General features: G+C 69.0%; 20 protein-coding genes, 1 tRNA gene and 3 pseudogenes. 8 read left to right on the top strand and 16 right to left on the bottom strand.

What is annotated here, in order from left to right; all coding sequences use genetic code 11:
* Nucleotides 1–160: 160 nt before the first annotated feature.
* Together rplL and rplJ are read right to left on the bottom strand one after the other, a co-directional pair.
* Nucleotides 161–544, bottom strand: coding sequence for a 50S ribosomal protein L7/L12 (gene rplL, locus J2728_RS19910; RefSeq protein WP_010918385.1), 384 nt, complete (start codon nt 542–544; stop codon nt 161–163).
* Between the two features lie 44 nt (nt 545–588).
* On the bottom strand, nt 589–1,107 hold the full coding sequence (gene rplJ, locus J2728_RS19905; protein ID WP_013077912.1) for a 50S ribosomal protein L10: 519 nt from the start codon (nt 1,105–1,107) through the stop codon (nt 589–591).
* 536 nt (nt 1,108–1,643) lie between these two features.
* On the opposite strand from rplJ, the gene J2728_RS19900 reads away from it, so the two are divergent.
* Complete coding sequence (locus J2728_RS19900; protein ID WP_310001897.1) at nt 1,644–2,990, top strand: alpha/beta fold hydrolase; 1,347 nt, start codon at nt 1,644–1,646, stop codon at nt 2,988–2,990.
* Nucleotides 2,991–3,120: 130 nt separating this feature from the next.
* On the opposite strand, the gene J2728_RS19895 is transcribed toward J2728_RS19900, so the two are convergent.
* The 4 genes from J2728_RS19895 to J2728_RS19880 all read right to left on the bottom strand — a co-directional run bounded on the left by J2728_RS19895 (nt 3,121) and on the right by J2728_RS19880 (nt 6,456).
* Entirely contained in the window at nt 3,121–4,350 is a 1,230-nt protein-coding gene (locus tag J2728_RS19895; RefSeq protein ID WP_310001896.1) for a TIGR03862 family flavoprotein, read from the bottom strand.
* A gap of 71 nt (nt 4,351–4,421) precedes the next feature.
* On the bottom strand, nt 4,422–5,108 hold the full coding sequence (gene rplA / locus J2728_RS19890; RefSeq protein WP_310001893.1) for a 50S ribosomal protein L1: 687 nt from the start codon (nt 5,106–5,108) through the stop codon (nt 4,422–4,424).
* Nucleotides 5,109–5,112: 4 nt separating this feature from the next.
* On the bottom strand, nt 5,113–5,544 hold the full coding sequence (rplK, locus tag J2728_RS19885) for a 50S ribosomal protein L11 (RefSeq protein WP_056046604.1): 432 nt from the start codon (nt 5,542–5,544) through the stop codon (nt 5,113–5,115).
* 240 nt (nt 5,545–5,784) lie between these two features.
* Nucleotides 5,785–6,456 (bottom strand): DUF6624 domain-containing protein, encoded by a 672-nt coding sequence (locus tag J2728_RS19880; RefSeq protein WP_310001892.1) that lies wholly within the window; start codon nt 6,454–6,456, stop codon nt 5,785–5,787.
* Nucleotides 6,457–6,657: 201 nt separating this feature from the next.
* On the opposite strand from J2728_RS19880, the gene J2728_RS19875 reads away from it, so the two are divergent.
* Nucleotides 6,658–8,193, top strand: a complete 1,536-nt coding sequence (locus J2728_RS19875) for a serine hydrolase domain-containing protein (protein ID WP_310001891.1) — start codon at nt 6,658–6,660, stop codon at nt 8,191–8,193.
* Between the two features lie 3 nt (nt 8,194–8,196).
* Here J2728_RS19875 and J2728_RS19870 read toward each other — a convergent pair whose 3' ends face one another.
* From J2728_RS19870 to J2728_RS19845, 6 genes are all read right to left on the bottom strand, one after another.
* Nucleotides 8,197–8,598 (bottom strand): hypothetical protein, encoded by a 402-nt coding sequence (locus J2728_RS19870; protein WP_310001890.1) that lies wholly within the window; start codon nt 8,596–8,598, stop codon nt 8,197–8,199.
* Nucleotides 8,599–8,914: 316 nt separating this feature from the next.
* Nucleotides 8,915–9,100: a hypothetical protein gene (locus J2728_RS19865; protein WP_310001889.1), complete on the bottom strand. Its 186-nt coding sequence runs from the start codon at nt 9,098–9,100 to the stop codon at nt 8,915–8,917.
* 142 nt (nt 9,101–9,242) lie between these two features.
* Nucleotides 9,243–9,800, bottom strand: coding sequence for a transcription termination/antitermination protein NusG (nusG, locus tag J2728_RS19860; RefSeq protein WP_310001887.1), 558 nt, complete (start codon nt 9,798–9,800; stop codon nt 9,243–9,245).
* A gap of 10 nt (nt 9,801–9,810) precedes the next feature.
* Nucleotides 9,811–10,128 carry a preprotein translocase subunit SecE gene (gene secE, locus J2728_RS19855; RefSeq protein WP_299010932.1) on the bottom strand — a complete coding sequence of 106 codons (318 nt, stop codon included), beginning with the start codon at nt 10,126–10,128 and terminating at the stop codon, nt 9,811–9,813.
* Nucleotides 10,129–10,192: 64 nt separating this feature from the next.
* Nucleotides 10,193–10,268 (bottom strand) — tRNA-Trp (locus J2728_RS19850).
* Nucleotides 10,269–10,796: 528 nt separating this feature from the next.
* Nucleotides 10,797–11,216 carry a hypothetical protein gene (locus J2728_RS19845; protein WP_310001886.1) on the bottom strand — a complete coding sequence of 140 codons (420 nt, stop codon included), beginning with the start codon at nt 11,214–11,216 and terminating at the stop codon, nt 10,797–10,799.
* A gap of 341 nt (nt 11,217–11,557) precedes the next feature.
* Between J2728_RS19845 and J2728_RS19840 the strand changes: the two are divergent.
* From J2728_RS19840 to J2728_RS19830, 3 genes and pseudogenes are all read left to right on the top strand, one after another.
* Nucleotides 11,558–12,477 (top strand): annotated as a pseudogene (locus J2728_RS19840) (ferredoxin--NADP reductase).
* A gap of 230 nt (nt 12,478–12,707) precedes the next feature.
* The gene (locus J2728_RS19835; protein ID WP_310001884.1) at nt 12,708–13,928 is read left to right on the top strand and encodes a molybdopterin molybdotransferase MoeA; all 1,221 of its coding nucleotides are present in this window, start codon (nt 12,708–12,710) and stop codon (nt 13,926–13,928) included.
* A gap of 90 nt (nt 13,929–14,018) precedes the next feature.
* Nucleotides 14,019–15,908, top strand: coding sequence for a polysaccharide biosynthesis protein (locus tag J2728_RS19830; protein ID WP_310001883.1), 1,890 nt, complete (start codon nt 14,019–14,021; stop codon nt 15,906–15,908).
* A gap of 193 nt (nt 15,909–16,101) precedes the next feature.
* Here J2728_RS19830 and J2728_RS19825 read toward each other — a convergent pair whose 3' ends face one another.
* Nucleotides 16,102–17,004 carry a LysR family transcriptional regulator gene (locus tag J2728_RS19825; RefSeq protein ID WP_310001882.1) on the bottom strand — a complete coding sequence of 301 codons (903 nt, stop codon included), beginning with the start codon at nt 17,002–17,004 and terminating at the stop codon, nt 16,102–16,104.
* A gap of 98 nt (nt 17,005–17,102) precedes the next feature.
* Here J2728_RS19825 and ilvD point away from each other — a divergent pair, with 98 nt between their 5' ends.
* Nucleotides 17,103–18,956: a dihydroxy-acid dehydratase gene (gene ilvD, locus J2728_RS19820; RefSeq protein WP_310001881.1), complete on the top strand. Its 1,854-nt coding sequence runs from the start codon at nt 17,103–17,105 to the stop codon at nt 18,954–18,956.
* Between the two features lie 171 nt (nt 18,957–19,127).
* Here the strand turns inward: ilvD and J2728_RS19815 are convergent, their stop codons facing one another.
* The gene (locus J2728_RS19815) at nt 19,128–19,751 is read right to left on the bottom strand and encodes a TetR/AcrR family transcriptional regulator (protein ID WP_310001880.1); all 624 of its coding nucleotides are present in this window, start codon (nt 19,749–19,751) and stop codon (nt 19,128–19,130) included.
* Nucleotides 19,752–19,896: 145 nt separating this feature from the next.
* On the opposite strand from J2728_RS19815, the gene J2728_RS19810 reads away from it, so the two are divergent.
* Nucleotides 19,897–21,396, top strand: a complete 1,500-nt coding sequence (locus J2728_RS19810) for a bifunctional aminoglycoside phosphotransferase/ATP-binding protein (RefSeq protein WP_310001879.1) — start codon at nt 19,897–19,899, stop codon at nt 21,394–21,396.
* Between the two features lie 236 nt (nt 21,397–21,632).
* Nucleotides 21,633–23,288 carry a long-chain-fatty-acid--CoA ligase gene (locus J2728_RS19805; RefSeq protein ID WP_310001878.1) on the top strand — a complete coding sequence of 552 codons (1,656 nt, stop codon included), beginning with the start codon at nt 21,633–21,635 and terminating at the stop codon, nt 23,286–23,288.
* Between the two features lie 67 nt (nt 23,289–23,355).
* On the opposite strand, the pseudogene J2728_RS19800 reads toward J2728_RS19805, so the two are convergent.
* Nucleotides 23,356–23,463 (bottom strand): annotated as a pseudogene (locus J2728_RS19800) (hypothetical protein); the annotation flags it as partial.
* A 119-nt stretch (nt 23,464–23,582) separates the two neighbouring features.
* A pseudogene (locus tag J2728_RS19795) lies at nt 23,583–23,714 on the bottom strand (hypothetical protein); the annotation flags it as partial.
* Nucleotides 23,715–23,725: the final 11 nt, after the last annotated feature.

Genomic DNA, 23,725 nt, shown 5'->3' with positions numbered 1-23,725 from the left:
AAACCACTCACCCTCCCACCGCTTCGCGGCGGGCCCCTCCCTCTCTCTAAGAGAGAGGGTTCCTCGAACGCCCAAAAGAAAACGGCCCCGGAGGTTTCCCTCCGAGGCCGCTTCGGCAGGTCCAAAAGGAACCCGGTTCCAGCGAAACGCTGGAGCCAGATTACTTGATTTGGATCTTGGCGCCGGCTTCCGTGAGCTTCTTCGAGATCTCTTCGGCTTGTTGCTTCGAGACGTTCTCGACGACGTTCTGCGGAGCGCCTTCGACCAGGTCCTTGGCTTCCTTCAGGCCGAGGTCCGGACGGACGCCGCGGACTTCCTTGATCACGTTGATCTTCTTGTCGCCGCCGTCGACCAGGACAACGGTGAACTCGGTTTGCTCTTCGGCGGCTTCAGCCGGAGCAGCGGCGGCGCCGCCAGCAGCGGCGACGGCGACCGGAGCGGCGGCCGAGACGCCCCACTTTTCTTCCAGCAGCTTCGACAGTTCGGCGGCTTCCAGCACCGACAGGGTGGACAGTTCTTCAACCAGCTTTTCGAGCTTGGACATGTGTCAGTTCCTTAGAGAGATTGGGATAGATGCGGGGATGACCGTTACGCGGCGTCTTTGGTCGCGTAGGCGTTGAAAACGCGAGCCAGCTGGCCAGCCGGGGCCTGCAGGACGCCAGCGATCTTGGTCGCCGGAGCCTGGATGAGGCCGATGAGCTTGCCACGCAGTTCGTCCAGCGACGGCAGGGTCGCCAGAGCGCGCACGCCGTTCTCGTCCAGCACGTTGGTCTGATCGAGCACGCCACCGACAACCTTGAGCTTGTCGTTTTCCTTGGCGTACGCGACCGCGACCTTGGCGGCCGAAACAGCGTCCGGGCCGTAGGCGATGGCGACCGGGCCGGTGAAGAGCTTTTCGCCCTTGTCACCAAGCTTGCCGTCCAGAGCCTTGAGGGCCAGGGTGTTCTTCACAACCTTGATCGCGGCGCCTTCCTTGCGGAGGCGAAGACGAAGGTCGGTCATTTCCGCAACGGTCAGACCCATGTAGTGGGTCACGACGACAGCGCCGGCGTCGGTGAACACGCTTTTCAGCGATTCAATCGACTCCTGCTTTTGAGCGCGGTCCATTGCGGTCTCCTACTCAGTTAGCAGCGGCCGGACCATTCCGGCAGCCAGATGCGGTCCCATGCGGAATTGCTCCCGCGCGCGAGTCGCATATGCCTGTTCCAAGGAAAGTCGGCCGCGCTCCGGTCTCGGACAGGCCTTCCGGAGAAGGCGTCACGAGCAGGAGACCTTGGCGTCTCTATCCCTGTCTCCCGACGGCGAGGAAGGGCTCTTCCTCGGTTACGGCGTTGGTGACCCCACGCCCCGCAGTTCTCAAACAGGTTCTCCAGCGGACGAGAGTCCGTCGGAGAGGCGCGCCGTATAGACGAAGATGACGGGGATTTCAACAGGGACCACTTAACGCCCCCTCCGTCTCGTCGCTTCGCGCCGATCCACCTCCCCCGCGAGCGGGGCAGGAGGGGAGCCGCATCCTCCTCACCCGTGAAACGGGGGAGGTGGCGCGCGGCGAAGCCGCGTGACGGAGGGGGCGCTGCTGACAGGGCGTGTCATCAGCCTCGCTTACAGCTTAAGCTCGCCCAAAAGCAGCCGGACCCCGCCCCATGCACCGCCTCGCCGCCGCCCTGACCGCGCTCCTGCTGGCCTTCGCCGCGCCCGCCTTCGCCGAGCCGAAGGCCCCGCCGACGCCCCGGGCCGTGGTGGCCGATCCGCCCCGGGACAAGGCCCATCCGGCCGGGCTGGACGCCTTCCAGATCGACGTGGCGGGCTCCAAGGTCAACGCGGTGATGTACGTCGCCTCGGGCGACAAGCCCCACCCGACGATGCTGTTCCTGCACGGCTTCCCGGGCAACGAGACCAATATCGACCTGATGCAGGCCGTGCGCCGGGCCGGCTGGAACGTGCTGAAGATCAACTATCGCGGTTCGTGGGGCAGCCACGGGGCGTTCAGCTTCGCCCACGCCCGGACCGACGCCGAGGCCGCCGTCGACTTTCTGACCGCCCCCGCCAACATCGCCAAGTACCGGATCGACCCCAAGCGCATCGTCGTCGCCGGCCACAGCATGGGCGGGTTCATGGCCGCCAGCGCCTCGGCCGCGCGTTCGTCGGCGGTGGCCGGGACCATCCTGATCGACGCCTGGAACATCGGCGCCGACCCGCGCTTCACGACGCTGGATCCCAAGGTCCTGGCCGAGCAGATGCGGCCCGACACCGCGCCCCTGGCCGGGACCAGTCCCGAGGCCCTGATCGCCGAGGTCGGCCGCGACCGCGCCAAGCTGGACCTCGTGGCCCTGTCGCGGACCATCGCCGAGCGGCCGGTGCTGATGATCGGCGCCGAGCGCGGCATCGGCCAGATGACCGCCGCCCTGGCCAAGGCCGCCCGCGAGGCCCATCCTGACACCGTGGTCGAGGCCCAATACCCGACCGACCACAGCTTCTCGGACTCGCGCATCACGCTCGAAAGCGAGGTCCTGCGCTGGCTGGCGCGCTTTGATCCCACCATCACCCCCGCCGGGGCCCGCATCCCGCTGACGGCCGCCTATGACGAGAACAACCCCTTCGCCAAGATCCTGCGCGGCGAGCTGCCGACCTACAAGGTCTACGAGGACGCCGATGTCCTGGCCTTCATGGACCGCGCCCCGATGGAGCCCGGCCACGTGCTGGTGATCTCCAAGACCTCCAAGGCCCGCACGATCCTGGAGATGGATCCAAAGGACCTGGCCAAGGTCATGGCCGTCGTCCAGCGGGTCGGCCGGGCCGAGGTCGAGGCGCTGGGCCTGGAGGGCTTCATGATCATCCAGAACAACGGCGTCGGCCAAAGCGTGCCGCACCTGCACGTCCACGTGATCCCCCGCATCGCGGGCAAGCCCGCCTACCTGGCCGAGAACGCGCCGGCCGATCCGAAGGACCTGGAAGCGATGGCGGCTAGGATCCGGGCGGCGATGAAGTAGGGCGACATAAGATGCTCCCCCGCGGTGCGGGGGAGCTGTCGCGGAGCGACTGAGGGGGCAAGCTGGAGGCCGACCGCGCTCGCCCCCTCCGGCCCTCTGGGCCACCTCCCCCGCATCGCGGGGGAGGAACTCACCCCAACCGCCCCAGCGCCGCCTGACCCGCCGCGACGCCGGTGGCGAAGCAGGCCTGCAGCAGGTAGCCGCCGGTGGGGGCCTCCCAGTCCAGCATCTCGCCGGCCAGGACCACGTTCGGGCGACCCCGCAGAAACAGTCCGTCCAGGCTCTCGAAGCGCACGCCGCCGGCGGCCGAGATGGCGCGGTCCAGGGATTGGACGCCGGTCACCGCCAGCGGCGCGGCCTTGATCGCCGCCGCCAGCGCCGTCGGCGCGGACGGCAGGTCCACGCCAAAGGCCTCGCGCAGCAGGTTGATCTCGACGGGCGACAGCTTGACCGCCTTGCGCAGGAAGTTGGCCAGGCTCTGGCCGCCGCGCGGGGCGTGCAGGCGGCGCTCCAGGGTCTCGACCGGGATATCGGGGCGAAGATCGACGGTCAGGGTCGCGCCGCCCGCCAGGGCCGCGTCGCGCGCCGCCCCGCCCAGGGCGTAGACCGCCCCGCCCTCGAGGCCGTAGCGGGCGATCATGGCGTCGCCCCGCGCCTTCGCCGCCCCCAGGCTCAGGGCCACGTTCTTCAGGGGCTCGCCGGCGAAGCGCTCGGCGAAGAAGGCGCTCCAGCCGATGTCGAAGCCGCAGTTGGCCGGGCGGAACGGCGCGATCTCGGACCCGCCCACCCGCAGCAGCGGAACCCAGGCGGCGTCCGAGCCCAGCTTGGGCCAGCTGGCGCCGCCCAGGGCCAGGATCACGGCGCGGGCGCGCACGACGTGGCGGCCGTCCGGGTCCTCGATCAGCAGGTGGCCGACCGCGTCCCAGCCCTTCCAGGTCGAGCGGGGCTTCAGGGCCACGCCCAGCCCCTCAAGCCGGGCCAGCCAGGCGCGCAGCAGCGGCGAGGCCTTCATCGCCTTGGGGAACACCCGGCCGCTGGCCCCGACGAAGGTCTCCTGCCCCAGCCCCTCGGCCCAGGCCACCAGGTCCGTGGGCGTGAAGGCCTCCAGCATCGGCGCCAACGCCGCCGACCGTTCGGCGTAGCGCCGCGCGAAGCGATCGAAGTCCTCGGAATGCGTCAGGTTCAGCCCGCCGCGCCCGGCCATCAGGAACTTGCGGCCGAAGGTCGGCATCTTCTCGAACACGGCCACCGACTTGCCGGCGCGCGCCACGGTCTCGGCGGCCATCAGCCCGGCCGGCCCGCCGCCGATCACGGCGACGTCGAGGATCAGCTCGTCCTGGCTTGCCACGGCGGAAGTCATCGACCTTGCATCAAAGAAAAAGGGCGGAGCCGCAAGGCCCCGCCCTCTCATTCTCTAGCTCCGGGCTGAAATCAGCCGACCGACGAGGTGTCGATCTTGAAGCCCGGGCCCATCGTCGACGACAGGCCGATGCGCTTGATGAACACGCCCTTGGCGCCCGAGGGCTTGGAGCGGTTCAGAGCTTCGATCAGGGCCTTGACGTTGATCGCCAGGGCTTCGTCGGTGAACGAGGCCTTGCCGATGCCGGCGTGGACGATACCCGCCTTCTCGACGCGGAACTCGACGGCGCCGCCCTTGGCGTCCTTGACGGCTTGGCCGACGTTCGGGGTCACGGTGCCGACCTTCGGGTTCGGCATCAGGCCGCGCGGGCCCAGCACCTTACCGAGGCGACCGACCAGGGCCATCATGTCCGGGGTCGCGATGACGCGATCGAAGTCCATGAAGCCGCCGTTGATCTTTTCGTACAGATCCTCGGCGCCGACGTGCTCGGCGCCCGCCGCGGTCGCTTCGGCCGCCTTGGCGTCCTTGGCGAAGACGGCGACGCGGACGTCACGGCCGGTGCCCGAGGGCAGGTTCACGACGCCGCGGACCTGTTGGTCGGCGTGACGCGGGTCGACGCCCAGGTTGACCGAGATCTCGATGGTTTCGTCGAACTTGGCCTTGGCGTTGGCCTTGACCAGGGCGATGGCGGCTTCGACCGAGTGAGCCGCGTCGCGGTCGCCGGTCCAGGCCTTGATGCGCTTGGGTTGCTTAGCCATGATCTTAGGCCTCCACGATCTTCAGGCCCATGGCCTTGGCGGAGCCTTCGATGATCTTGGCCGCGGCCTCGATGTCGTTGGCGTTCAGGTCCTTCATCTTCTTCTCGGCGATCTCGCGCAGTTGCGTGCGCGTGACTTCACCGACGGTCTCGCGACCCGTCAGCTTGGCGCCGGACTTCAGACCGGTGATTTGCTTCAGGAAGTGCGTCGCCGGGGGCGTCTTGGTGACGAAGGTGAACGACTTGTCCTGATAGACCGTGATGACGGTCGGCAGGGGGGTGCCCTTTTCGACGTTCTCGGTGCGCGCGTTGAACTCCTTACAGAAGCCCATGATGTTGACGCCGCGCTGACCCAGAGCCGGGCCGATGGGGGGCGAAGGCGTGGCCGAGCCAGCCTTCACCTGGAGCTTGATGTAGCCCAGGATCTTCTTAGCCATAGTGTCCTCTCGTGAGGGCCAGAAGCCCTCGCTGGTGAGCCGTGGTGCGGGCTTGGCGACCCTTCCACGGATTTGATCTCGTCGCGCGGGCCGAAGCCCAAACGACAAGCACGCCCCAGGACGCGGGGTCCGGGAGCGAGGCGGGGCGTGTAGCAGGCGGGGGGAGCGGAGTCTAGGGGGATGGGGCGGAAGGTGGGGACGGGAGCCGACATCCTGGTCCGGATGGGTGGTTAGGTGATGCTAGCGTGGAGGCGGGACGCAGGCGCCATACATCTTGTCCAAGGCGGCCAAATACTCCGCCATCGGCTGCAATCCCATGGCGGCTCGTCGCGCCTCAAGCCCTTCTGGCGCCTCAAGGTCACTCGGGACGGCGTATTTGCCCCCTTGGCACGTCGTGCCTTGCGTGCCGTAACGCTGGGGTCGCCGATCTGTCATCGCGATACGGTCGTATAGCCGTGCGTAGTCCTCTGGACGCGCCTCTCGCGCCTTTGCGAGCGGCTCCAGAAGCGCGAGGACCTGTCGCTGGAAATCGATGTCGCCCGAGTGATTGGCGATGAGCACCGCCGTCGCGGCGGTGCGCTCGGATGTCTCCGAGATCTTCGGCCAACCGTGCGTGGCGATGATGCCCTTCAGCCGCTCGGTATGGGCCCGATCTTGTTCGTCGATGATGAGTCCCGCTTGGGTTTGCACCTTCGCGCGTATCTCCGGAGCAAGATCGCGGGTCGCCTCCAGCATGCTTATTCGCATGGCGCGATCGACCTCACCCATTCCAGCGATGGCCTCGATGACGCTCGCCCTACTGGCGATCCCTTCTAGCTTGGCGATGACAGGCACAGCCGCTTCGGGTGGTTGTGGCTCGCCAATTCCGGACATGGGACTGGTTGCAAGAAGAAGCGCCAGCAATACGCCCATAGGTTCCACCCAAGCTCCCCGGGAAAAAGACATCTAGGTCGATGGATGGGGGCGAAAGCATGTCCGACATGGGTCGGACACGGACACGGCTCCCTCTCCCATGGGGAGAGGGATTCAAAGCGCCGACCTCCCCCTCGAAAAATATCCCGCCCCACCGCCTCCAAACCGCGTCGCCGGAGCCTCTTCCCCGCAGGAGAGCCCATGACCGACCTCGCACACCCCTCGCGCCGCCACATCGTCGGCGCGCTCGCCGCCCTGGCGCCCTTCGGCGCGCCCGCCGCGGGGATCGCCGGGTCGCCCGCGAAGACCACCGCCGAGGCTCGGGACATCGACGCCTTCATCCGCGCGGCCATGGTCCGGGTCGAGACCGTCCCGGGACTTTCGCTGGCCGTGGTCAGGGGCCAGGAGGCGGTGCTCGTCGCCGGCCATGGCGTCGCCGACGTCCGGACGGGCGCGCGCGTCGACGCCGACACCGGCTTCTACATCGCCTCGGCGACCAAGGCCTTCACCGCCCTGGCGCTGGCCCGCCTGGCCGGGCGCGGCGAGCTTGGGCTGGACACGCCCGTCGCGGCCTGGGCCGGCGCCAGCCCCCTGCCCGCCGACCTCGCCGGGTCGATCACCTTGACCGACCTCTTGAGCCACCGGTCCGGCCTGGAGAACGCGCCGATCCCCTATCGCGCGGCCTATACGGGCCAGCACGATCCGGCCCTGATGCGGGCTCTGCTGGCGCGCACGGTCAGAAGCCAGACCACGCCCCACGGAACCTTTCTCTACACGAACACCGGCTACAACCTGGCCACGACGCTGACCGAGGGCCGCTTTGGTCTCGACTGGCGCGCGCTGGTCCGGCGCGAGGTGCTGGCGCCGGCCGGGATGCGCCGCACGACGGGCTGGATCTCCAAGGCCCGACGCCAGGGCGTGGTCGCCACCAGCCACGTCCCCACCGACGACGGACGGCCGACGCCCAGCCCGCTGCAGAAGGTCGACGCCACCATGCAGTCGGCCGGCGGCCTGGTCTCCACCGCGCGCGACATGGCCCGATGGCTGAAGCTGCAGCTCAATGACGGAAGGCTGGACGGCCGGCGCGTCTTTCCGGCCGGCCTCGTGGCCTCGACCCATCGCGCCGTGGCGACCCAGCAAACCGTCTTCGGCCCCTACGCGCGCGACGGCTACGGCCTGGGCTGGCAGGTCGGCCACTATGGCGACGAGGTCCTGATCCACCATTTCGGCAACTTCGCCGGCGCGCGGGCCCATGTCTCCTTCATGCCGGCGCGGGGCCTGGGCGTGGCGGTGATGGCCAACGAGGACCTGATGGCCGGAGAGCTGGTCGACCTGGTGGCGAACCACGCCTACGACCGCTTCGCCGGGCGGCCGGACCTTACGGCCCACTACGACGCCGAGCTGACGGCGCTGGTCGCCCGTCGCGACAAGCGCCAGGCCGGGCTGGCCAAGAGCCGGGCCGATCGGGCGGCGCGTCCCTGGTCCCTGGCGCGGCCCACCGGCGACTATGTCGGAACCTACGAGAACCCCGACATGGGCCGCGTCGAGATCGCCGAGGTCGACGGGCGCATGGCCGTCCGGGCCGGCGTGATGTCCGCGACGGCCGAGGCGGGTTCGGCGCCCGAAAGCGTCCGGGTCGAGCTCGTGCCCCTACAGGGCCAGATCCTCCGCTTCGACGGCGTCGAGCGCCTGGTGCTGGACGGCCAGACGTATGGGCGGGTTTCGAAGTCTGGGTGAGGCCTACCGCCGCTTCAGCTTCGCCAGGGCCGCCCGCATGGCCACGGCCTGGGCGGCGCGGGGTTCGGGCTTGGGCGGTTCGGGCGGGGAGGCTTCAGCCGCCTCCGCCTCGATCGCCGTCGTCGCCTTGTCCAGGCGGCGGACGAAGTTCTGGATCAGGTCCAGCGGGTGCTCGGGGCCCGCCTTGGCCGCTTTCGGCGGCGGGTTCATGGCGGCGATCTTGCGGGCCGCGGCCGCCATCTGGGCGCACAGCTTGGCCTTGTCGCGGGCGCGGGCCTGGACGGCGGGGTCTTCGCTGGACTCGGCGATGCGCCAGGCCTCGTCGAGCGCGGCCATCAGCTTGGCTTGCATCTCATCGCACCACTGGCGGGGCGAGCGGGCGGCGGGGGTGTGGGTCTGGCTCATGAGGATAAAGCATGAGGCCGCCGGGAGCACCGGGGACGGACGCCGGGATTTTTTCGGTAAGTGCGCGTGGTGGAAGAGAAACGTTGGTCTCTCGCGGGGGAAAGGGACGGGAGTTGCCCTCTCTTCGTCCCATATCCGGCGCCTTCCTGGGCCTTGTGCCCAGGACCCATCTTTCCGCGATCCGAAAGACCGAACAGCGCTCTAGGCCTCTCCGCTTCCGCCTCGCGAGACGGGCTGAAGCCGCCTTTGGCATGGGTCCTGGGCACAAGGCCCAGGAAGGCGGGGTATTTTGACGTCGGCCCCCTGTGGATAACTTTCAGCGCCGCCGCCGCGCGGCCCAAACCACCGCGGCGGTCGACAGCAGCACCCCGCTGAGCAGAGCCCCGATCGCCAGGACGCCCGCCGGGGTGACGCTGACCTCGGCGCGGGCGCGGATCGGGCCGGCCTCGAACTCGGCGAGCGCGGTCTGGCGCTCGCCTTCCAGGATCATCGGGTTGGACATGAGGGCCTCCGCGCGGGTCACCCTGTGGATAACCTCGCCCGGCCCGCAAAGCAAAAGCCCCGCGCCTTGCGAGCGCGGGGCTTTGAAAAGCTTCGGACTTGAGGACCGCTGTTAGGCGATCTTCTCGACCTGCCAGATCGCGTTAAGCGATCTTCTCGACCTGGGCGTATTCCAGCTCGACCGGCGTGGCGCGGCCGAAGATCGAGACGGTGACCCGCAGGCGGGCCTTTTCCTCGTCGACCTGCTCGACCGAGCCGTTGAAGCTGGCGAACGGACCGTCGATGACGCGGACGTTCTCGCCCACTTCGTACAGGACGACCGTCTTGGGCTTCTCGACGCCCTCCTCGATCGTGCCGATGATGCGCTGGACTTCCTTTTCGGAGACCGGCATCGGCTTGGAGCCGCTGCCCAGGAAGCCCGTGACCTTCGGGGTGTTCTTGATCAGGTGGTAGGCTTCGTCCGAGAGGTTCATCTTCACCAGGACGTAGCCCGGGAAGAACTTGCGCTCGGCGTTGACCTTACGGCCGCGGCGGATCTCGACGACATCCTCGGTCGGGACCAGGATCTCGGAGAAGTTCTCCTCCAGGCCCTGGTTCTTGGCCTGCTCGCGGATGCTCTCGGCCACCTTCTTCTCGAAGTTCGAGTAGGCGTGGACGATGTACCACTTGTGGTTCGGGTTCGAGGCGGTTTCGGTGCTCATCGTCTCTATCTTATCTCGCGGTGGCCAGCTTCAGAAGCTGGTTCACGGCAAAGCCCAGGCCGCCATCGACCGCCAGGAAGAACAGCGACGCCATCACCACCATGATGAAGACCATCACCGAGGTGATCCAGGTCTCCTTGCGGGAGGTCCAGGTGATCTTGCGGGCTTCGGCGCGGACTTCACGGAAGAACTGGACCGGGCTGGTGCGCTTCTTGGGGGCGGCGGGAGCGGCGGCGGCCGTCGCGGCGCCGGCGGGCGACATCGCCGCGGCCGTCTTGGCGGCGCGGTTCTTCATCGCGGACGGGCTGGATCCCGGTTTCCTGGCCATGCTCTTGAAGCTCACGACTTTCTTAAACGAGCGGGCCTTCGAGCGACCCGTCGGATACATATAGTGGCAGGAGTGGAGGGACTCGAACCCCCGGCCCTCGGTTTTGGAGACCGATGCTCTACCAGCTGAGCTACACTCCTGCGGACCGACCGCCCTTTCGGGCCGACGGACATCCAGAGACAGACAGCGCGCCGGAAGGCCTTAAAGCCTCGGCGCGCCATGTTCTGTCGCCAGAGCCGCGCCATTTAGCAGGGTCGCACCCGGCGGGCAAGCGGCGCGCTGGAGATTGGAGATTTTGGCGGTGTTTGGCGGCCTTCCTCCCCCGGCGGAGAGCCAGGAAAGGCGCGGATCGAACCGCCCCGCCAGGCGTTTTCGCGTCATGCCCACGATCAACAGCCAACCGCCCTCGTCCAGCTCTTCCCCCTCGAGCCGCCCGTCGAATCGGGAAGTCGAGCAGGAGAACCAGCGGACGCCGTCGCGCGACGGCCAGCCGCCCCGCCCGGCGACCGAGCCGCCCGGCGCGGCCGGCAGCAGCCGATCGCCGAAGACCGAGACGGACCCCGGGACGGGCGAGAGCTAGGCTCGCCTTTCAGCCACGGCGCCTCGTCATCCCGGATAGAGGCTATCCGGGATGACGAGAGAGCTCGAGGCTCTATCGAGCGCCTCGCCTATCCCGCCTTCTCGGTCTTGCCCTTGGCGTCCTTGTCGGTGGCGGTCGAGGCCGTCGACGGCAGGGTCGCCCCGCACTGGATGCCCAGATACGACCACTTCACGTCGGTCAGCTGCCGGCCGCACTGGGTGTTCTTGCCCTGGTCCTTGCCGCGCAGCGAGATCGCCACGCCCTTGGACAGGTCCGGCGCCGGGCTGGCGGAGCTGATGTCGTAATAGCCGCCACCGCGGCCCTTCACGACGAGGCAATTGGTGTTCTCGACCGGGCGGACGCAGCCCGACGCCGTCACCGGCGTGGCCTCGACGACCACCTGATTGGCCTGCGCGATCTTCGTCTTCGCGCCGCCGTCGCTGCAACCAGCCAAACCAAACGCTACTAAACCGGCCGCCGCGGCGGCCCCTACGAACCAAACCCGCATACGTTCCTCCGTATCGTTGGCTCCGCGAACGAAGCAAAAGGAAGTCTGCGCCTGGTTTCGACCCCCGGCAATCACATTTTTGCCGCATTCAGAAACGCGGTTCGCGGTTTTCGGCGAAGTCGAGAAAACCCCGCTTTTAGTTTTCGGCGACGTTCATCTTGTTTCGACGACATGCCGCGATGCGAGGCAATCTCATCAACATCTTTAATGTCGGCCCGACGACTAAAGACAACCGAACATTCCGAACTCCGCTCACCAGCCAGGCCGGCCGCCCCCGGAGCTGAGATTTTCGGGCGCCCGCATTAGACAACCGTCATTGACAGGATGTCGGCCTTGCTCGCATGAGACACGCGCCGCCTCAGGGCCGTGGCGGTTTCGCTCTTTTCCGCGCCTCCCCGCGCCTAAATCCCGAAGAGTTCAGATGACGGCTGCCGCTCCCGCCGCCCCCGTTCCAGCCGCGCCCGTGAAGGACGCCCCCTACTTCGTCGAGAAGGTGCTTTGGGTGAAGCACTGGACCGACCGGCTGTTCAGCTTCGCCATCACCCGCCCGGCCAGCTTCCGCTTCCGCTCGGGCGAGTTCGTGATGATCGGCCTGCCGCCGCGCGAGGAGCTGGGCGAGAAGAAGCCGATCCTGCGCGCCTATTCGATCGGCTCGCCGTCCTTCGCCGAGGAGCTGGAGTTCTTCTCGATCAAGGTGCCGGACGGTCCCCTGACCTCGCGCCTGCAGCAGATCAAGGAAGGCGACGAGATCCTGCTGGGCAAGAAGCCGACCGGGACGCTGGTGCTGGACGCCGTTCGCCCGGGCAAGCGCCTCTTCCTGTTCGGCACCGGCACGGGCCTGGCGCCCTGGCTGTCGGTGGCCCGCGACCCCGACGCCTACAGCCGCTTCGAGCGGGTGATCGTCGCCCACGGCGTGCGCGAGGTGAAGGAGCTGGCCTACCGCGACCTCTTCACCCACGAGATCTTCGACGACCCGCTGGTCGGCGACGAGGCCCGCGCCCAGCTGGTCTATTACCCGACCGTGACCCGCGAGCCGTTCGAGCGCCAGGGCCGCTTCACCGACCTGATCGCCAGCGGCAAGCTGTTCAGCGACCTCGGCATCGAGGGCGGCAAGTTCGATCCCGAGCACGACCGCGCCATGCTGTGCGGCTCGATGGCCATGATCAAGGACACCGCCGCCATGCTCGAGGCCCAGGGCCTGAAGGAAGGCTCCAACGCCGAACCCGGCGACTTCGTGATCGAGCGGGCGTTCGTGGGGTAGGCGAGACCTCTCTCCTTGCGGGAGAGGCGTCAGCGGCTTTTGTCAGGCATTCAAAGTCCGCCTTCCTAGGCCTTGTGCCTAGGACCCATGTTTCAGCGAGGTTAGGCTCGTCCGAAGGGCAAGCCGCCAGTGTAGGCGAACACGGACCAAGACTACGCGAGCGGACGGCTGGGTCCTAGGCACAAGGCCTAGGAAGGCTGGGTTATTGGTGGTTGGATTTGAGCGCACCCATGAATAGTCCCCCTTCCCTCCGAAACCTCCCCGTCGAAGACGCCCGCGCCCGCATCCTGGCCGGCGCCGCGCGCCTCGGCGTCGAGACGGTCGCGCTGGAACAGAGCCTCGGCCGCGTCCTCGCCGAGCCGATCGTCGCCAGCCGCGCCCAGCCGCCGTTCGACGCCTCGGCCATGGACGGCTGGGCGATCCGGCGGGCCGACTACGCGCGGGGCGAGGCCTTCGCGATCGCGGGCGAGAGCGCGGCCGGAAAGGCCTATCCAAAGGCGGTCCAGGCCGGCGAGGCCGTCCGCATCTTCACCGGCGCCCCGGTCCCGGCCGGCGCCGACCTCGTCATCATCCAGGAAGAAGCCGTCCGCGAGGGCGACACCGTGCGCTTCGAGGCGGGCGAGACCCCCAAGGCCAACATCCGCCCGGCTGGCGGCGACTTCCGGGCCGGGGCGGTCCTGCTCGAAGCCGGCGTCGTCATCGACGCCTGGCGGCTGTCGCTGGTCGCCTCGGCGGGCCTGTCGACGGTCCCCGTCGCCCGCCGCCCCCGCGTCGCGATCCTGGCCACCGGCGACGAGCTGGTCCCGCCCGGCCAGGCGCCCCGCCCCGACCAGATCTTCGAGAGCGGCTCGTTCAGCCTGGCGGCCCTGATCCAGGCTTGGGGCGGCGAGGCCTTTCGCCTGAAGGCCCAGGTCGACGACGCCGCCGCCATCGCCGCGAGCGTGGCGCCCGTCGAAGCCGACCTGATCGTCACCATCGGCGGCGCCTCGGTCGGCGACCACGACCTGGTCAAGCCGGCGCTGAGGACCCTGGGCCTGACGCTGGCCGTCGAGACCGTCGCCGTGCGCCCCGGCAAGCCGACCTGGTCCGGAACGCTCGCGGACGGCCGCCGGGTGCTGGGCCTGCCGGGAAATCCGGCCTCGGCCCTGGTCTGCGCCGAGCTGTTCCTCAAGCCCTTGCTGGCGGCTCTGGCCGGGGCCGACCCGACGATCGCCCTGAGCCCCGCGCGCCTCGTCGCGCCCTTGTCCGCCACGGGTCCGCGCGAGCACTGGATGCGCGCTCGCCTGGAGGTCGACGCCGAGGGCCGGCTGACCGCCACCCCCTTCCCGGATCAGGATTCGTCCCTGATCGGCGTGTTCGCCCAAGCCGACGCCCTGCTGCGCCGCGGGGGCGCCGCGCCCGCCGCCCAAGCCGGCGACATCGTCGAGGTTCTCCCCCTACGGAGAGGCTGAAAAGGCGACGCCACGGAAATGCCGTGCTACTTGGACACGAATCTTCGCGGGGACCCACCCCGGTGTCGCGGCTACTCAAGAGGTTCGTTCATGGGACATGTCGGCAAGATCGCGACCAATGTCCTCTTGGCCTTCCTGGCCTTGCTGGTCGGTCGCTACCTGGTCATCGACATGCCCTTCACGGGCGACACCCTGCTGCAGGCCACCTACTACGGTCTGGGCGCGCTGATCGTGGAGCTGGTGTTCCGGGTCGAGCGCGCGCCGTGGCGCTTCGTCTCCGCCAGCGACCATCTGCGCCTGTTCCGCTCGGCCGTGCTGACGGCGGCGACCTTCATGGTCATCACCCGCATGGTTCACCCCGGCATCGACGGCGGCCTGCGCACCGTAGCGGGCGCCGCCCTGATCCAGGGCACCTTCCTATCGGCCTTGCGGGTGATCCGCCGCAGCCTGCACGAGCGTCAGCTGCTGGACTCGGTCCTGCGCCTGGGTCCCGCCTCGATGCACCCCGCCCTGCCGCGCCTGCTGATCATTGGCTCGGCCGCCGAGGCCGAGGCCTTCCTGCGCTCGCCCGCGGGCCTGGGCGAGCGCTACACCCCGATCGGCGTCGTCTCCCCCATGGACCGCGAAACCGGCGACGAGCTGCGCGGCGTCTGCGTGCTGGGCGCGATCGCCGATTTCGACCGCGTTCTGGCCCGCCTGCGCGATAGCGGCCTGCCGCCCTCGGCCATCCTGTTCATGACCGACAGCGCCATGAGCACCTTCGGCGCCGAGCGCCTGGGGCGGCTGAAGACCGAAGGGGTTCGCCTGCTGCGCCGTCACGGCGTGGTCGAGATGGGCCCCGCGGGGGACAACGGCCCGATCCTGCGCGAGATCAGCCTGGAGGAACTGCTGAGCCGTCCGCCCGTGCGCCTCGACCCCGAGCCGATCCGGGCGTTGGTCTGGGGTCGCCGCGTGCTGGTGACCGGCGCCGGCGGCAGCATCGGCTCGGAGCTGTGCCGCCAGATCGCCGCCAGCGGCTGCGCCCAGCTGACCATGGTCGACGCCTCGGAATACAACCTCTTCCATATCGACCGCGAGATCGCCGAGCGCCACCCGCTGCTGCCGCGCCGCGAGATCCTGTGCGATGTCCGCGACGCCGCTCGGGTGGAACGGGTCTTCGCCCAACACAAGCCCGACATCGTCTTCCACGCCGCGGCGCTGAAGCACGTGACGCTGGTCGAGAACCATCCGTGCGAGGGCGTGCGCACCAACGTCCTGGGCACCCGCAACGTCGCCCTGGCCGCCAAGGCCTGCGGCGCGGCGCACCTGGCCCTGATCTCCACCGACAAGGCCGTGGCCCCGACCAGCATCATGGGCGCGGCCAAGCGCGTGGCCGAGGCCGTGGCCCGCCAGTACGGCGGCGGCGGCGACATGCGCGTCAGCATCGTCCGCTTCGGCAACGTGCTGGGTTCGGCCGGTTCGGTGGTGCCGATCTTCCAGAGCCAGATCGCGCGCGGCGGCCCGATCACCCTGACCGACGCCGAGGTCGAACGCTACTTCATGACCATCCCCGAGGCCGTGCAGCTGGTGCTGCGGGCGGTGGCCCTGTCGATGATCGCCTCGGACGGCGACGAGGACGGCGTGCTGACCCTGGAGATGGGCGAGCCGGTCAAGATCATCGACCTGGCCAAGCGGATGATCGAACTGCAGGGCCTGGTTCCCGGCCGCGACATCGAGATCAAGATCACCGGCCTGCGCCCGGGCGAAAAGCTGACCGAGACCCTGGTCGACGTGAACGAGGTCGCCCGCGCCAAGGCGCCGGGCATCATGGAAGCCGTGCGGATGTCGCCGGCGGCGCCGATCGCCGACGCGCGGCTCGAGACCCTGGACGCCCTGGCCGAGGCCGGCGACGAGGCCGGCATCCGCGCGGCGTTGTTCGACCTCGTCGAGGCCCTGCGCCAAACGGGCCCGTCGAAGGTCGTGAAGATCCGGGCGTCGTAGGGCGGCTGCGCGTTCCGAGACGCTCCATTGAACCGCCTCCCCAGGCCTTGTGCCTGGGGCCCAGCGTTCAGCGGGCTTTGAGCCTGACGGTGCTCGCGAGAGCCGGCGGCGCGCTTCGCCCACTCGCTTCGCCAAGCCGATCCATGGGTCCTCGCCACAAGGGCGAGGAAGGCGGGGTTAAAAGGGAGGATCTCTAAACCCCCACCAGCCCCAGCAAGCCCCGCAACGTCGGCGCTTCATCCTCTCGCCGCCACACCAGCCCCGTCTCCAGCACCGGCGGAGACGACAGCTCGACATAGGCCACGCCGGCCCGCGCCAGATTCCTCAGCGAGGCCGGGACCAGCGCCAGGCCCAGGCCCGCCGAGACCAGGCTGATGATCGTCTGCATCTGGATCGCCTCCTGGACGATCCGCGCCGGACGGCCGCGCGCGCTGAAATAGCCCGTGACCAGGTCGTGGAAGGCCGGCGCCACCGTGCGCGGGAACAGCACCAGCGGCGCGTCCAGAAGGGCCTCGGGCGCCAGGACGCCGTTCACGATCGGCAACCGCCCGTCCTCCACCCAGGCGGCCGGCGCCGCCGCGACCAGCGGCTCGGAGACCAGGCGGTGATAGGCCAGGGCCTCGGGCAGGGCCCGCTCGGCCGGGGGGATGATGATGCCCGCGTGCCGCTCGCCCGCCGCCACCGCCGGGATCTGCACGTCGCTGGTCGCCTCGACCAGACGGATCTCGACGTCCGGAAAGGCCTCGGCGTAGCGCCGCACGAGGTCGGGTAGCACGCTGTAGTCGGCGGTGCTGACAAACGACAGGGTCAGGTAGCCGGTCTGGCCGTCGCGCAGCCGGCGCGCCGTCTCGGGCAGGGCGTCGACGGCCGCCAGGGCCTCCAGCACATGCGGCAGCCACTGTTGGCCCAGGGGCGTCAGCTCGACGCTCCGCTTGGTCCGCGCGAACAGCGGCGCGCCCAGCTCCTTCTCCAGCGCCAGGATCGACTGGCTGAGCGGCGGCTGGGTCATGCCCAGGCGCTCGGCGGCCCGCCCGAAGTGCAGGCTCTCGGCCACCGCGGCGAAGTGGCGGAACTGGCGGAACTGGCGGATATCCATGACGATAGGTTTAGCGACCTAATCAGGCGCGACTAATATATTTTTCGATCGACCACGAGTGCCGTAAAAGACCCCACGACCGACACTGGAATTTGATCATGCCTCCCTATCGCTCGCGCACCTCGACCCACGGCCGCAACATGGCCGGCGCCCGCGGCCTCTGGCGCGCCACCGGCATGAAGGACAGCGACTTCGGCAAGCCGATCATCGCCATCGCCAACAGCTTCACCCAGTTCGTCCCGGGCCACGTGCACCTGAAGGACCTGGGCCAGCTGGTCGCCCGCGAGATCGAGGCGGCCGGGGGCGTGGCCAAGGAGTTCAACACCATCGCCGTCGACGACGGCATCGCCATGGGCCACGGCGGGATGCTGTACTCTCTGCCCAGCCGCGACCTGATCGCCGACAGCGTCGAGTACATGGTCAACGCCCACTGCGCCGACGCGATCGTCTGCATCTCCAACTGCGACAAGATCACCCCCGGCATGCTGATGGCCGCCATGCGCCTGAACATCCCGGTTGTCTTCGTCTCCGGCGGGCCAATGGAGGCCGGCAAGGTGACGGTTAAGGGCCAGATCCGCGCCCTGGACCTGGTCGACGCCATGGTCGTGGCCGCCGACGACAAATATTCCGACGAAGAGGTCTCGGCGATCGAGAAGGCCGCCTGCCCGACCTGCGGCTCGTGCTCGGGCATGTTCACCGCCAACTCGATGAACTGCCTGACCGAGGCGCTCGGCCTGTCGCTGCCCGGCAACGGCTCGGTCCTGGCCACTCACGCGGATCGGGAAGCGCTGTTCAAGGAGGCCGGCCGCCTGGTCGTCGACCTCTGCCAGCGCTGGTACGAGCAGGACGACGCCACCGCCCTGCCGCGCGGGATCGCCACGCGGGCCGCGTTCGAGAACGCCATGAGCCTGGACATCGCCATGGGCGGCTCGACCAACACCGTGCTGCACCTGCTGGCCGCCGCCCACGAGGGCGGGGTCGACTTCAGCATGGCCGACATCGACCGCCTGTCGCGCCGCGTGCCCTGCCTGTCCAAGGTGGCCCCGGCCAAGGTCGACGTGCACATGGAGGACGTCCACCGCGCCGGCGGCGTGATGGCCATCCTGGGCGAGCTGGAGCGCGGCGGCCTGATCGACGCCAGCCAGCCCACCGTCCACGCCGCCACCCTGGGCGAGGCCCTGGCCCGCTGGGACATCGGCCGCACCAACAGCGCCACGGCCCACGAGCTCTTCCGCGCCGCGCCCGGCGGCAAGCCGACCCAGATCGCCTTCAGCCAGGCCGCCCGCTGGGAAGAGCTGGACCTGGACCGCGAGAAGGGCGTCATCCGCTCGGTCGAGCATCCGTTCTCCAAGGACGGCGGCCTGGCCGTGCTGTTCGGCAACCTCGCCCCCGAGGGCTGCATCGTGAAGACGGCCGGGGTCGACGAGTCGATCCTGACCTTCCGCGGGACCGCCCGCGTCTATGAGAGCCAGGAGGCGGCGGTCAGCGGCATCCTGGGCGGCCAGGTCACGGCCGGCGAGGTCGTGGTCATCCGCTACGAAGGCCCCAAGGGCGGCCCGGGCATGCAGGAGATGCTGTACCCGACCACCTATCTGAAATCGAAGGGCCTGGGCGCGGCCTGCGCCCTGATCACCGACGGCCGCTTCTCGGGCGGCACCTCGGGCCTGTCGATCGGCCACGTCTCGCCCGAGGCCGGCGAAGGCGGCCTGATCGCCCTGGTGGAGACCGGCGACTCGATCCTGATCGACATCCCGAACCGGGGCATCACCCTGGAGGTCTCCGACGCGGTCCTGGCCGAGCGCCGCGCCGCCCAGCTGGCCCGGGGCGCCGACGCCTGGAAGCCGCTGAACCGCAAGCGCGAGGTCAGCCCCGCCCTGCGCGCCTACGCCGCCATGACCACCAACGCCGCCAAGGGCGCGGTGCGGGATGTAAGCCAGGTCGAGCGGCGGTAACCGCCTATCCGGTGGTCCGCGCCTTCCTTCATCGTGTCATCCCGGAAGCCTCGCAGAGGCTATCCGGGACCCAGGGGGTGACAAAGCGCCGTGCGCGCCGCCCCTGGGTCCCGGCTCTGCGCGCTTCGCGCTACGGCCGGGATGACACAGGAAATATGGCTGCTTAGAAGCTCACCCCCGCGTCCCATACCGCGCCAGGAAGGTCTCGACCGCGTCCTCGGCGATCGCCCTCAGCGGGCGGCGAGGCTGGACCTCGTCGCCGGCCGAGAGGCCCAGGACCAGGGTCACGTGGTCCAGCATGCCCATCAGCTGGCTGGCGGCCCAGGAGGCCTTTTCGACCTTCAGCTCGCCGGTCTTGACCAGGTCGTTGATCACGGCGATCGCCGCGCCGCCCAGCTCGTCGCGGGCGCTTTGTAGCAGATACTCGGCCACGTCCTCGAAGCGGCGGCGTTCGGACGTCACCACCCGGAACAGGGCCCGCGCGTCGGGGCGCGAGAAGAAGTTGGCGTAGGCGCAGGCCAGCGCCGTCAGGCGCGTGCGGGCGTCGCCCTTGACCCGCACGGCCTCGCGGACCGGCGCGGCCACGCCGCTGACCGTCTCCATGACGATCGCCCGGAACAGGTCCGCCTTGCCTGGGAAGTAGGCGTAGAGGGTAGCCGTCGAGACCCCGGCCGCGCGGGCCACCACCTCCATGCCGGCGTCGGCATAGCCTTCGCGTAGGAACAGCGCCCTGGCGGAGGCGAGGATCTCCTCGCGCTTGTGACCCGACCGCTTGAGACCTGCGCCGACGAGCATGGGGGAAACCCGCTGTTTGATTTTCGATGCAATCTAGCCGCGAAAATCGAGGTTAAGCAAGGGTGGCGCGAGAGGACTTCGTCTTTCGTTTCGGTTATGCAGCGCCGTCGCCTGGTTTGTGGGCGGAAGAAACAGGATCGACGGCGTGATCAAGGACGCGGAAGCCGCGCGCGAACAGGAAGTGGCCGCCTGGTTCGGCGAGCGGGCGGAAAGCACGATCGAGACCTCGTGCGCCCGCGTGTTCCTGATCGGCGGTTCAGCCTTCAAGGTGAAGCGGCCGGTCGATTTCGGCTTCCTCGACTACTCGACGCTGGAGCTGCGCCGCTGGGCGCTGGAGCGCGAGCTGACCTTCAACCGCGCCGCCGCGCCGGACATCTATCGCGAGGTTCGCCGCCTGACCCGCACGGCCGACGGCGGGGTCGAGCTGGACGGCGACGGCGAGATCGTCGAGTACCTGCTGGAGATGCGTCGCTTCGACCAGAACGGCGTGCTGGCCACCCAGCCGTGGGCGATCGACGACGCGCTGGAGGATTCGCTGGGCCGCACCGTGGCCCGCTTCCACGCCGGTTCGACGCCACGCCCGCAAGGCGGCGGCGTCTCGGCCCTGGGCTACACCATCCGCTCCAACGCCAACCTGCTGCGGGGCCTGGCGCCGCGCCTGGGCAAGCAGGCGGTCGAGCGCCTGGTGCAAGAGACCGACACCGCCCTGGAGCGTCTGGGTCCGCTGCTCGACGCCCGCGCCCAGGAGGGCTTTGCCCGCCACTGCCACGGCGACCTGCACCTCGGGAACATCCTGATCGAGAACGGCCAGCCGATCCTGTTCGACTGCATCGAGTTCAACGACACCCTGTCGGACATCGACATCCAGTACGACCTGGCCTTCCTGCTGATGGACCTGGACTTCCGCCGCCGCCGCGACGCGGCCGGCCGGGTGCTGAACGCCTATCTCGACGAAGCCGCCCGGTCGTTCGGCGACGGCCTCTGGACGGGCTTGGCCGCCCTGCCCCTGATGCTGAGCGTCCGCGCGGCGGTCCGCACCCACGTCTGGGCCTATACCGGCGACGACGAGGCCGCGCGGGCCTATCTGCAAACGGCGCTGGAGCACCTGGCCCCGCGTCCGGTCAGCCTAATCGCCGCCGGCGGCCTGTCGGGCTCGGGCAAGTCGACCTTCTCGCGCGTCTGCGCCCCTGGCCTGGGCGCCGCGCCCGGCGCGGTGGTCCTGCGCACCGATGAGATCCGCAAGCGCCTGTGGGGCGTGCCCTCGCTGGAGCGCCTGCCCCGCGAGGCCTATACGCCCGAGATGAGCGCCAAGACCTACGACCAGCTGTTCCACGACGCGGCGCTGTGCTTGAAGGCCGGCCGCTCGGTGGTGCTGGACGCGGTGTTCCTCAAGCCCGAGGAGCGCGCCCGCGCCGAGGCCCTGGCCCAGACCTGCGACGTCGCCTTCCAGGGCGTCTGGCTGGAAGCCCCGCCCGAGGTGCTGCGCGCCCGCGTCGCCGCCCGCGTCAACGACGCCTCGGACGCCGACGTGGCGGTGCTGGAGAGCCAGCTGGCCCGCGATCCGGGCGAGATCGCCTGGCATAGGGTCGACACCGTCAGCGCCTTCGAGGACGAGGCCCGGGCCCTGGCCGAGGCGATGGGGTAGGCCAAGGGCGCCCCGCCTTCCGTCTCGTCGCCTCCCCCGTTGCACGGGGAAGATGCCGTTCCTCCTCGCCGCGAGCGGGGGAGGAGCCGCGATGCGCGGCATCGTGACGGAGGGGGCGTCGTCATGAGCCCTTCGGCCTTCCGCCGCTCGCCCTAAGGACGCGCTGCGTTGCACAACGGCACGCGTCCCACTAGCTTCTCCTGAACAACGATAATCAACCGGGAGAGAAACAGCCGATGTATGGGCTGATGCAGCATGGGGCGCTGACCCTCGACAAGATCATGGACCACGCCGCGCGCTGGCACGCCGATCGCGAGGTGGTCAGCCGGTCCGTCGAAGGGCCGATCGTGCGCACCACCTATGGCCAGATGCGCGAGCGGGCCAAGCGGGTGTCCAACGCCTTGCAAGCCCTGGGCATGAAGGCCGGCGACCGCGTCGGGACCCTGGCCTGGAACACCGGCCGGCACATGGAGGCCTGGTACGGGATCATGGGCGTCGGCATGGTCTGCCACACCCTGAACCCGCGCCTGTTCCCCGAGCAGATCGCCTGGATCGCCGACCACGCCGGCGACCGGATCATCTTCACCGACCTGACCTTCCTGCCGATCCTCAAGCAGATCGCGCCCCGCATTCCGAGTCTCGAATACGTGGTCGTCTTCACCGACCGCGACCACATGCCCGCCGACTTCGCCCTGGCCGGCGACGCGCCGGGCTTCAAGGGTCTGCTGGCTTTCGAGGACCTGGTCGAGCAGCACTCGCCCGACGTCGCCTGGGGCGGCTTCCCGGAGGATACGGCCGCGGGCCTCTGCTACACCTCGGGCACGACGGGCGACCCCAAGGGCGTGCTCTATTCGCACCGCTCCAACTTCCTGCACACCTTCATCACCCTGCAGCCCGACGTGATGGGCCTGTCGCAGAAGGACGTGATCCTGCCGGTCGTGCCGATGTTCCACGCCAACGCCTGGGGCGTGGCGTTCTCGGCCCCGGGGACCGGGGCCAAGATGGTGATGCCGGGCGCCAAGATGGACGGCGCCTCGATCCATGAGCTGCTTGAGACCGAGGGCGTGACCTTCTCGGCCGCCGTGCCCACCGTCTGGCAGATGCTGCTGCATCACCTGGAAAGCACGAACGGCAAGATCACCACGCTGAAGAAGGTGGTGATCGGCGGGGCCGCCTGCCCCGAGAGCATCATTCGCGCCTTCCACGACAACTACGGCGTCGAGGTGGTCCACGCCTGGGGCATGACCGAGACCTCGCCGGTCGGCACCCTGTCGGTGATGACCGACCAGCTGGCCAAGCTCCCCTACGAAGAGCAGATGCCCTGGCGGCTGAAACAGGGCCGCCCGCCGCTGGGCGTCGACATCTGCCTGAAGGACGACGACGACAAGCGCCTGCCCCACGACGGCAAGGCCTTCGGCCACCTGAAGATCCGCGGGCCCATCATCGCGGGCGAGTACTTCAAGGGCGCTGGCGGCGACATCCTGGACGCCGAGGGCTATTTCGACACCGGCGACGTGGCCACGATCGACGAGCAGGGCTTCATGCAGATCACCGACCGGGCCAAGGACGTGGTCAAGTCGGGCGGCGAGTGGATCAGCACGATCGAGATCGAGAACATCGCCGTCGGCCACCCCAAGGCCGCCCTCGCCGCCGTGGTCGGCGTGCCGCACCCCAAGTGGGACGAACGGCCGGTGCTGCTGGTCAAGCTGAAGCCCGGCGAGACGGCGACGCGGTTCGAGTTCCTCGACTTCCTGCAAGGCAAGATCGCCAAGTGGTGGACCCCCGACGACGTGCTGTTCGTCGATGACATTCCGCTGGGCGCGACCGGTAAGATCGACAAGAAGCTGATCCGCAAGCGGCTGACGGAGGAGCACTACGCGCTGCCGGGGTGAGGCGGCCCACAGCACGCCAGCATTCGGGAGAGATCATGAACGTCGGCTATGGGTGGAAGTCGGACCAAATCCTCCCCACAGCGGGGGAGATGTCGGCGAAGCCGACGGAGGGGGAAGAAGCCGGCTCGGCAGGACTTCCCCCTCCGGCCTTCGGCCTCCTCCCCCTCTGGGGGGAGGATTTTCCAAGCGTCCGCTACGGGTCGTGAGTCGACCTCCCCTGGTCGGGGCGAACCTTAGATCTCTTGGAGGCTGCAGCGTGCAGGGCTGCTTCTCGGGGGAGAAGGATCGCTGAGCGGCTCCCTCTCCCATGGGGAGAGGGTTGGGGTGAGGGGGTAATGCGTCGGACGGAGCGCGTCTTCGGACCTCGTAACCCCTCACCCTCCCACCGCTACGCGGCGGGCCCCGCCCTCTCCCTCTGGGAGAGGGTTTCAGCAACG

Origin of the sequence: Caulobacter segnis (assembly GCF_031454995.1) — a bacterium.
Classification (GTDB): Bacteria; Pseudomonadota; Alphaproteobacteria; order Caulobacterales; family Caulobacteraceae; genus Caulobacter; species Caulobacter segnis_E.
Note: the sequence above shows the minus strand (reverse complement) of the source record. Positions and strands in the feature narration are given on the sequence as shown.

Excerpts from the sequence above, each read along its gene's own strand:
- ilvD (WP_310001881.1), top strand. The coding sequence starts at position 17,103 with ATGCCTCCCTATCGCTCGCGCACCTCGACCCACGGCCGCAACATGGCC.
- J2728_RS19880 (WP_310001892.1), bottom strand. The coding sequence starts at position 6,456 with ATGGGCGTATTGCTGGCGCTTCTTCTTGCAACCAGTCCCATGTCCGGA.
- J2728_RS19835 (WP_310001884.1), top strand. The coding sequence starts at position 12,708 with ATGAATAGTCCCCCTTCCCTCCGAAACCTCCCCGTCGAAGACGCCCGC.
- J2728_RS19870 (WP_310001890.1), bottom strand. The coding sequence starts at position 8,598 with ATGAGCCAGACCCACACCCCCGCCGCCCGCTCGCCCCGCCAGTGGTGC.
- rplJ (WP_013077912.1), bottom strand. The coding sequence starts at position 1,107 with ATGGACCGCGCTCAAAAGCAGGAGTCGATTGAATCGCTGAAAAGCGTG.
- rplA (WP_310001893.1), bottom strand. The coding sequence starts at position 5,108 with ATGGCTAAGCAACCCAAGCGCATCAAGGCCTGGACCGGCGACCGCGAC.
- nusG (WP_310001887.1), bottom strand. The coding sequence starts at position 9,800 with ATGAGCACCGAAACCGCCTCGAACCCGAACCACAAGTGGTACATCGTC.
- J2728_RS19825 (WP_310001882.1), bottom strand. The coding sequence starts at position 17,004 with ATGGATATCCGCCAGTTCCGCCAGTTCCGCCACTTCGCCGCGGTGGCC.
- rplK (WP_056046604.1), bottom strand. The coding sequence starts at position 5,544 with ATGGCTAAGAAGATCCTGGGCTACATCAAGCTCCAGGTGAAGGCTGGC.
- J2728_RS19865 (WP_310001889.1), bottom strand. The coding sequence starts at position 9,100 with ATGTCCAACCCGATGATCCTGGAAGGCGAGCGCCAGACCGCGCTCGCC.
- J2728_RS19815 (WP_310001880.1), bottom strand. The coding sequence starts at position 19,751 with ATGCTCGTCGGCGCAGGTCTCAAGCGGTCGGGTCACAAGCGCGAGGAG.
- secE (WP_299010932.1), bottom strand. The coding sequence starts at position 10,128 with ATGGCCAGGAAACCGGGATCCAGCCCGTCCGCGATGAAGAACCGCGCC.
- J2728_RS19805 (WP_310001878.1), top strand. The coding sequence starts at position 21,633 with ATGTATGGGCTGATGCAGCATGGGGCGCTGACCCTCGACAAGATCATG.
- J2728_RS19830 (WP_310001883.1), top strand. The coding sequence starts at position 14,019 with ATGGGACATGTCGGCAAGATCGCGACCAATGTCCTCTTGGCCTTCCTG.
- J2728_RS19900 (WP_310001897.1), top strand. The coding sequence starts at position 1,644 with ATGCACCGCCTCGCCGCCGCCCTGACCGCGCTCCTGCTGGCCTTCGCC.
- J2728_RS19845 (WP_310001886.1), bottom strand. The coding sequence starts at position 11,216 with ATGCGGGTTTGGTTCGTAGGGGCCGCCGCGGCGGCCGGTTTAGTAGCG.
- J2728_RS19875 (WP_310001891.1), top strand. The coding sequence starts at position 6,658 with ATGACCGACCTCGCACACCCCTCGCGCCGCCACATCGTCGGCGCGCTC.
- J2728_RS19895 (WP_310001896.1), bottom strand. The coding sequence starts at position 4,350 with ATGACTTCCGCCGTGGCAAGCCAGGACGAGCTGATCCTCGACGTCGCC.
- rplL (WP_010918385.1), bottom strand. The coding sequence starts at position 544 with ATGTCCAAGCTCGAAAAGCTGGTTGAAGAACTGTCCACCCTGTCGGTG.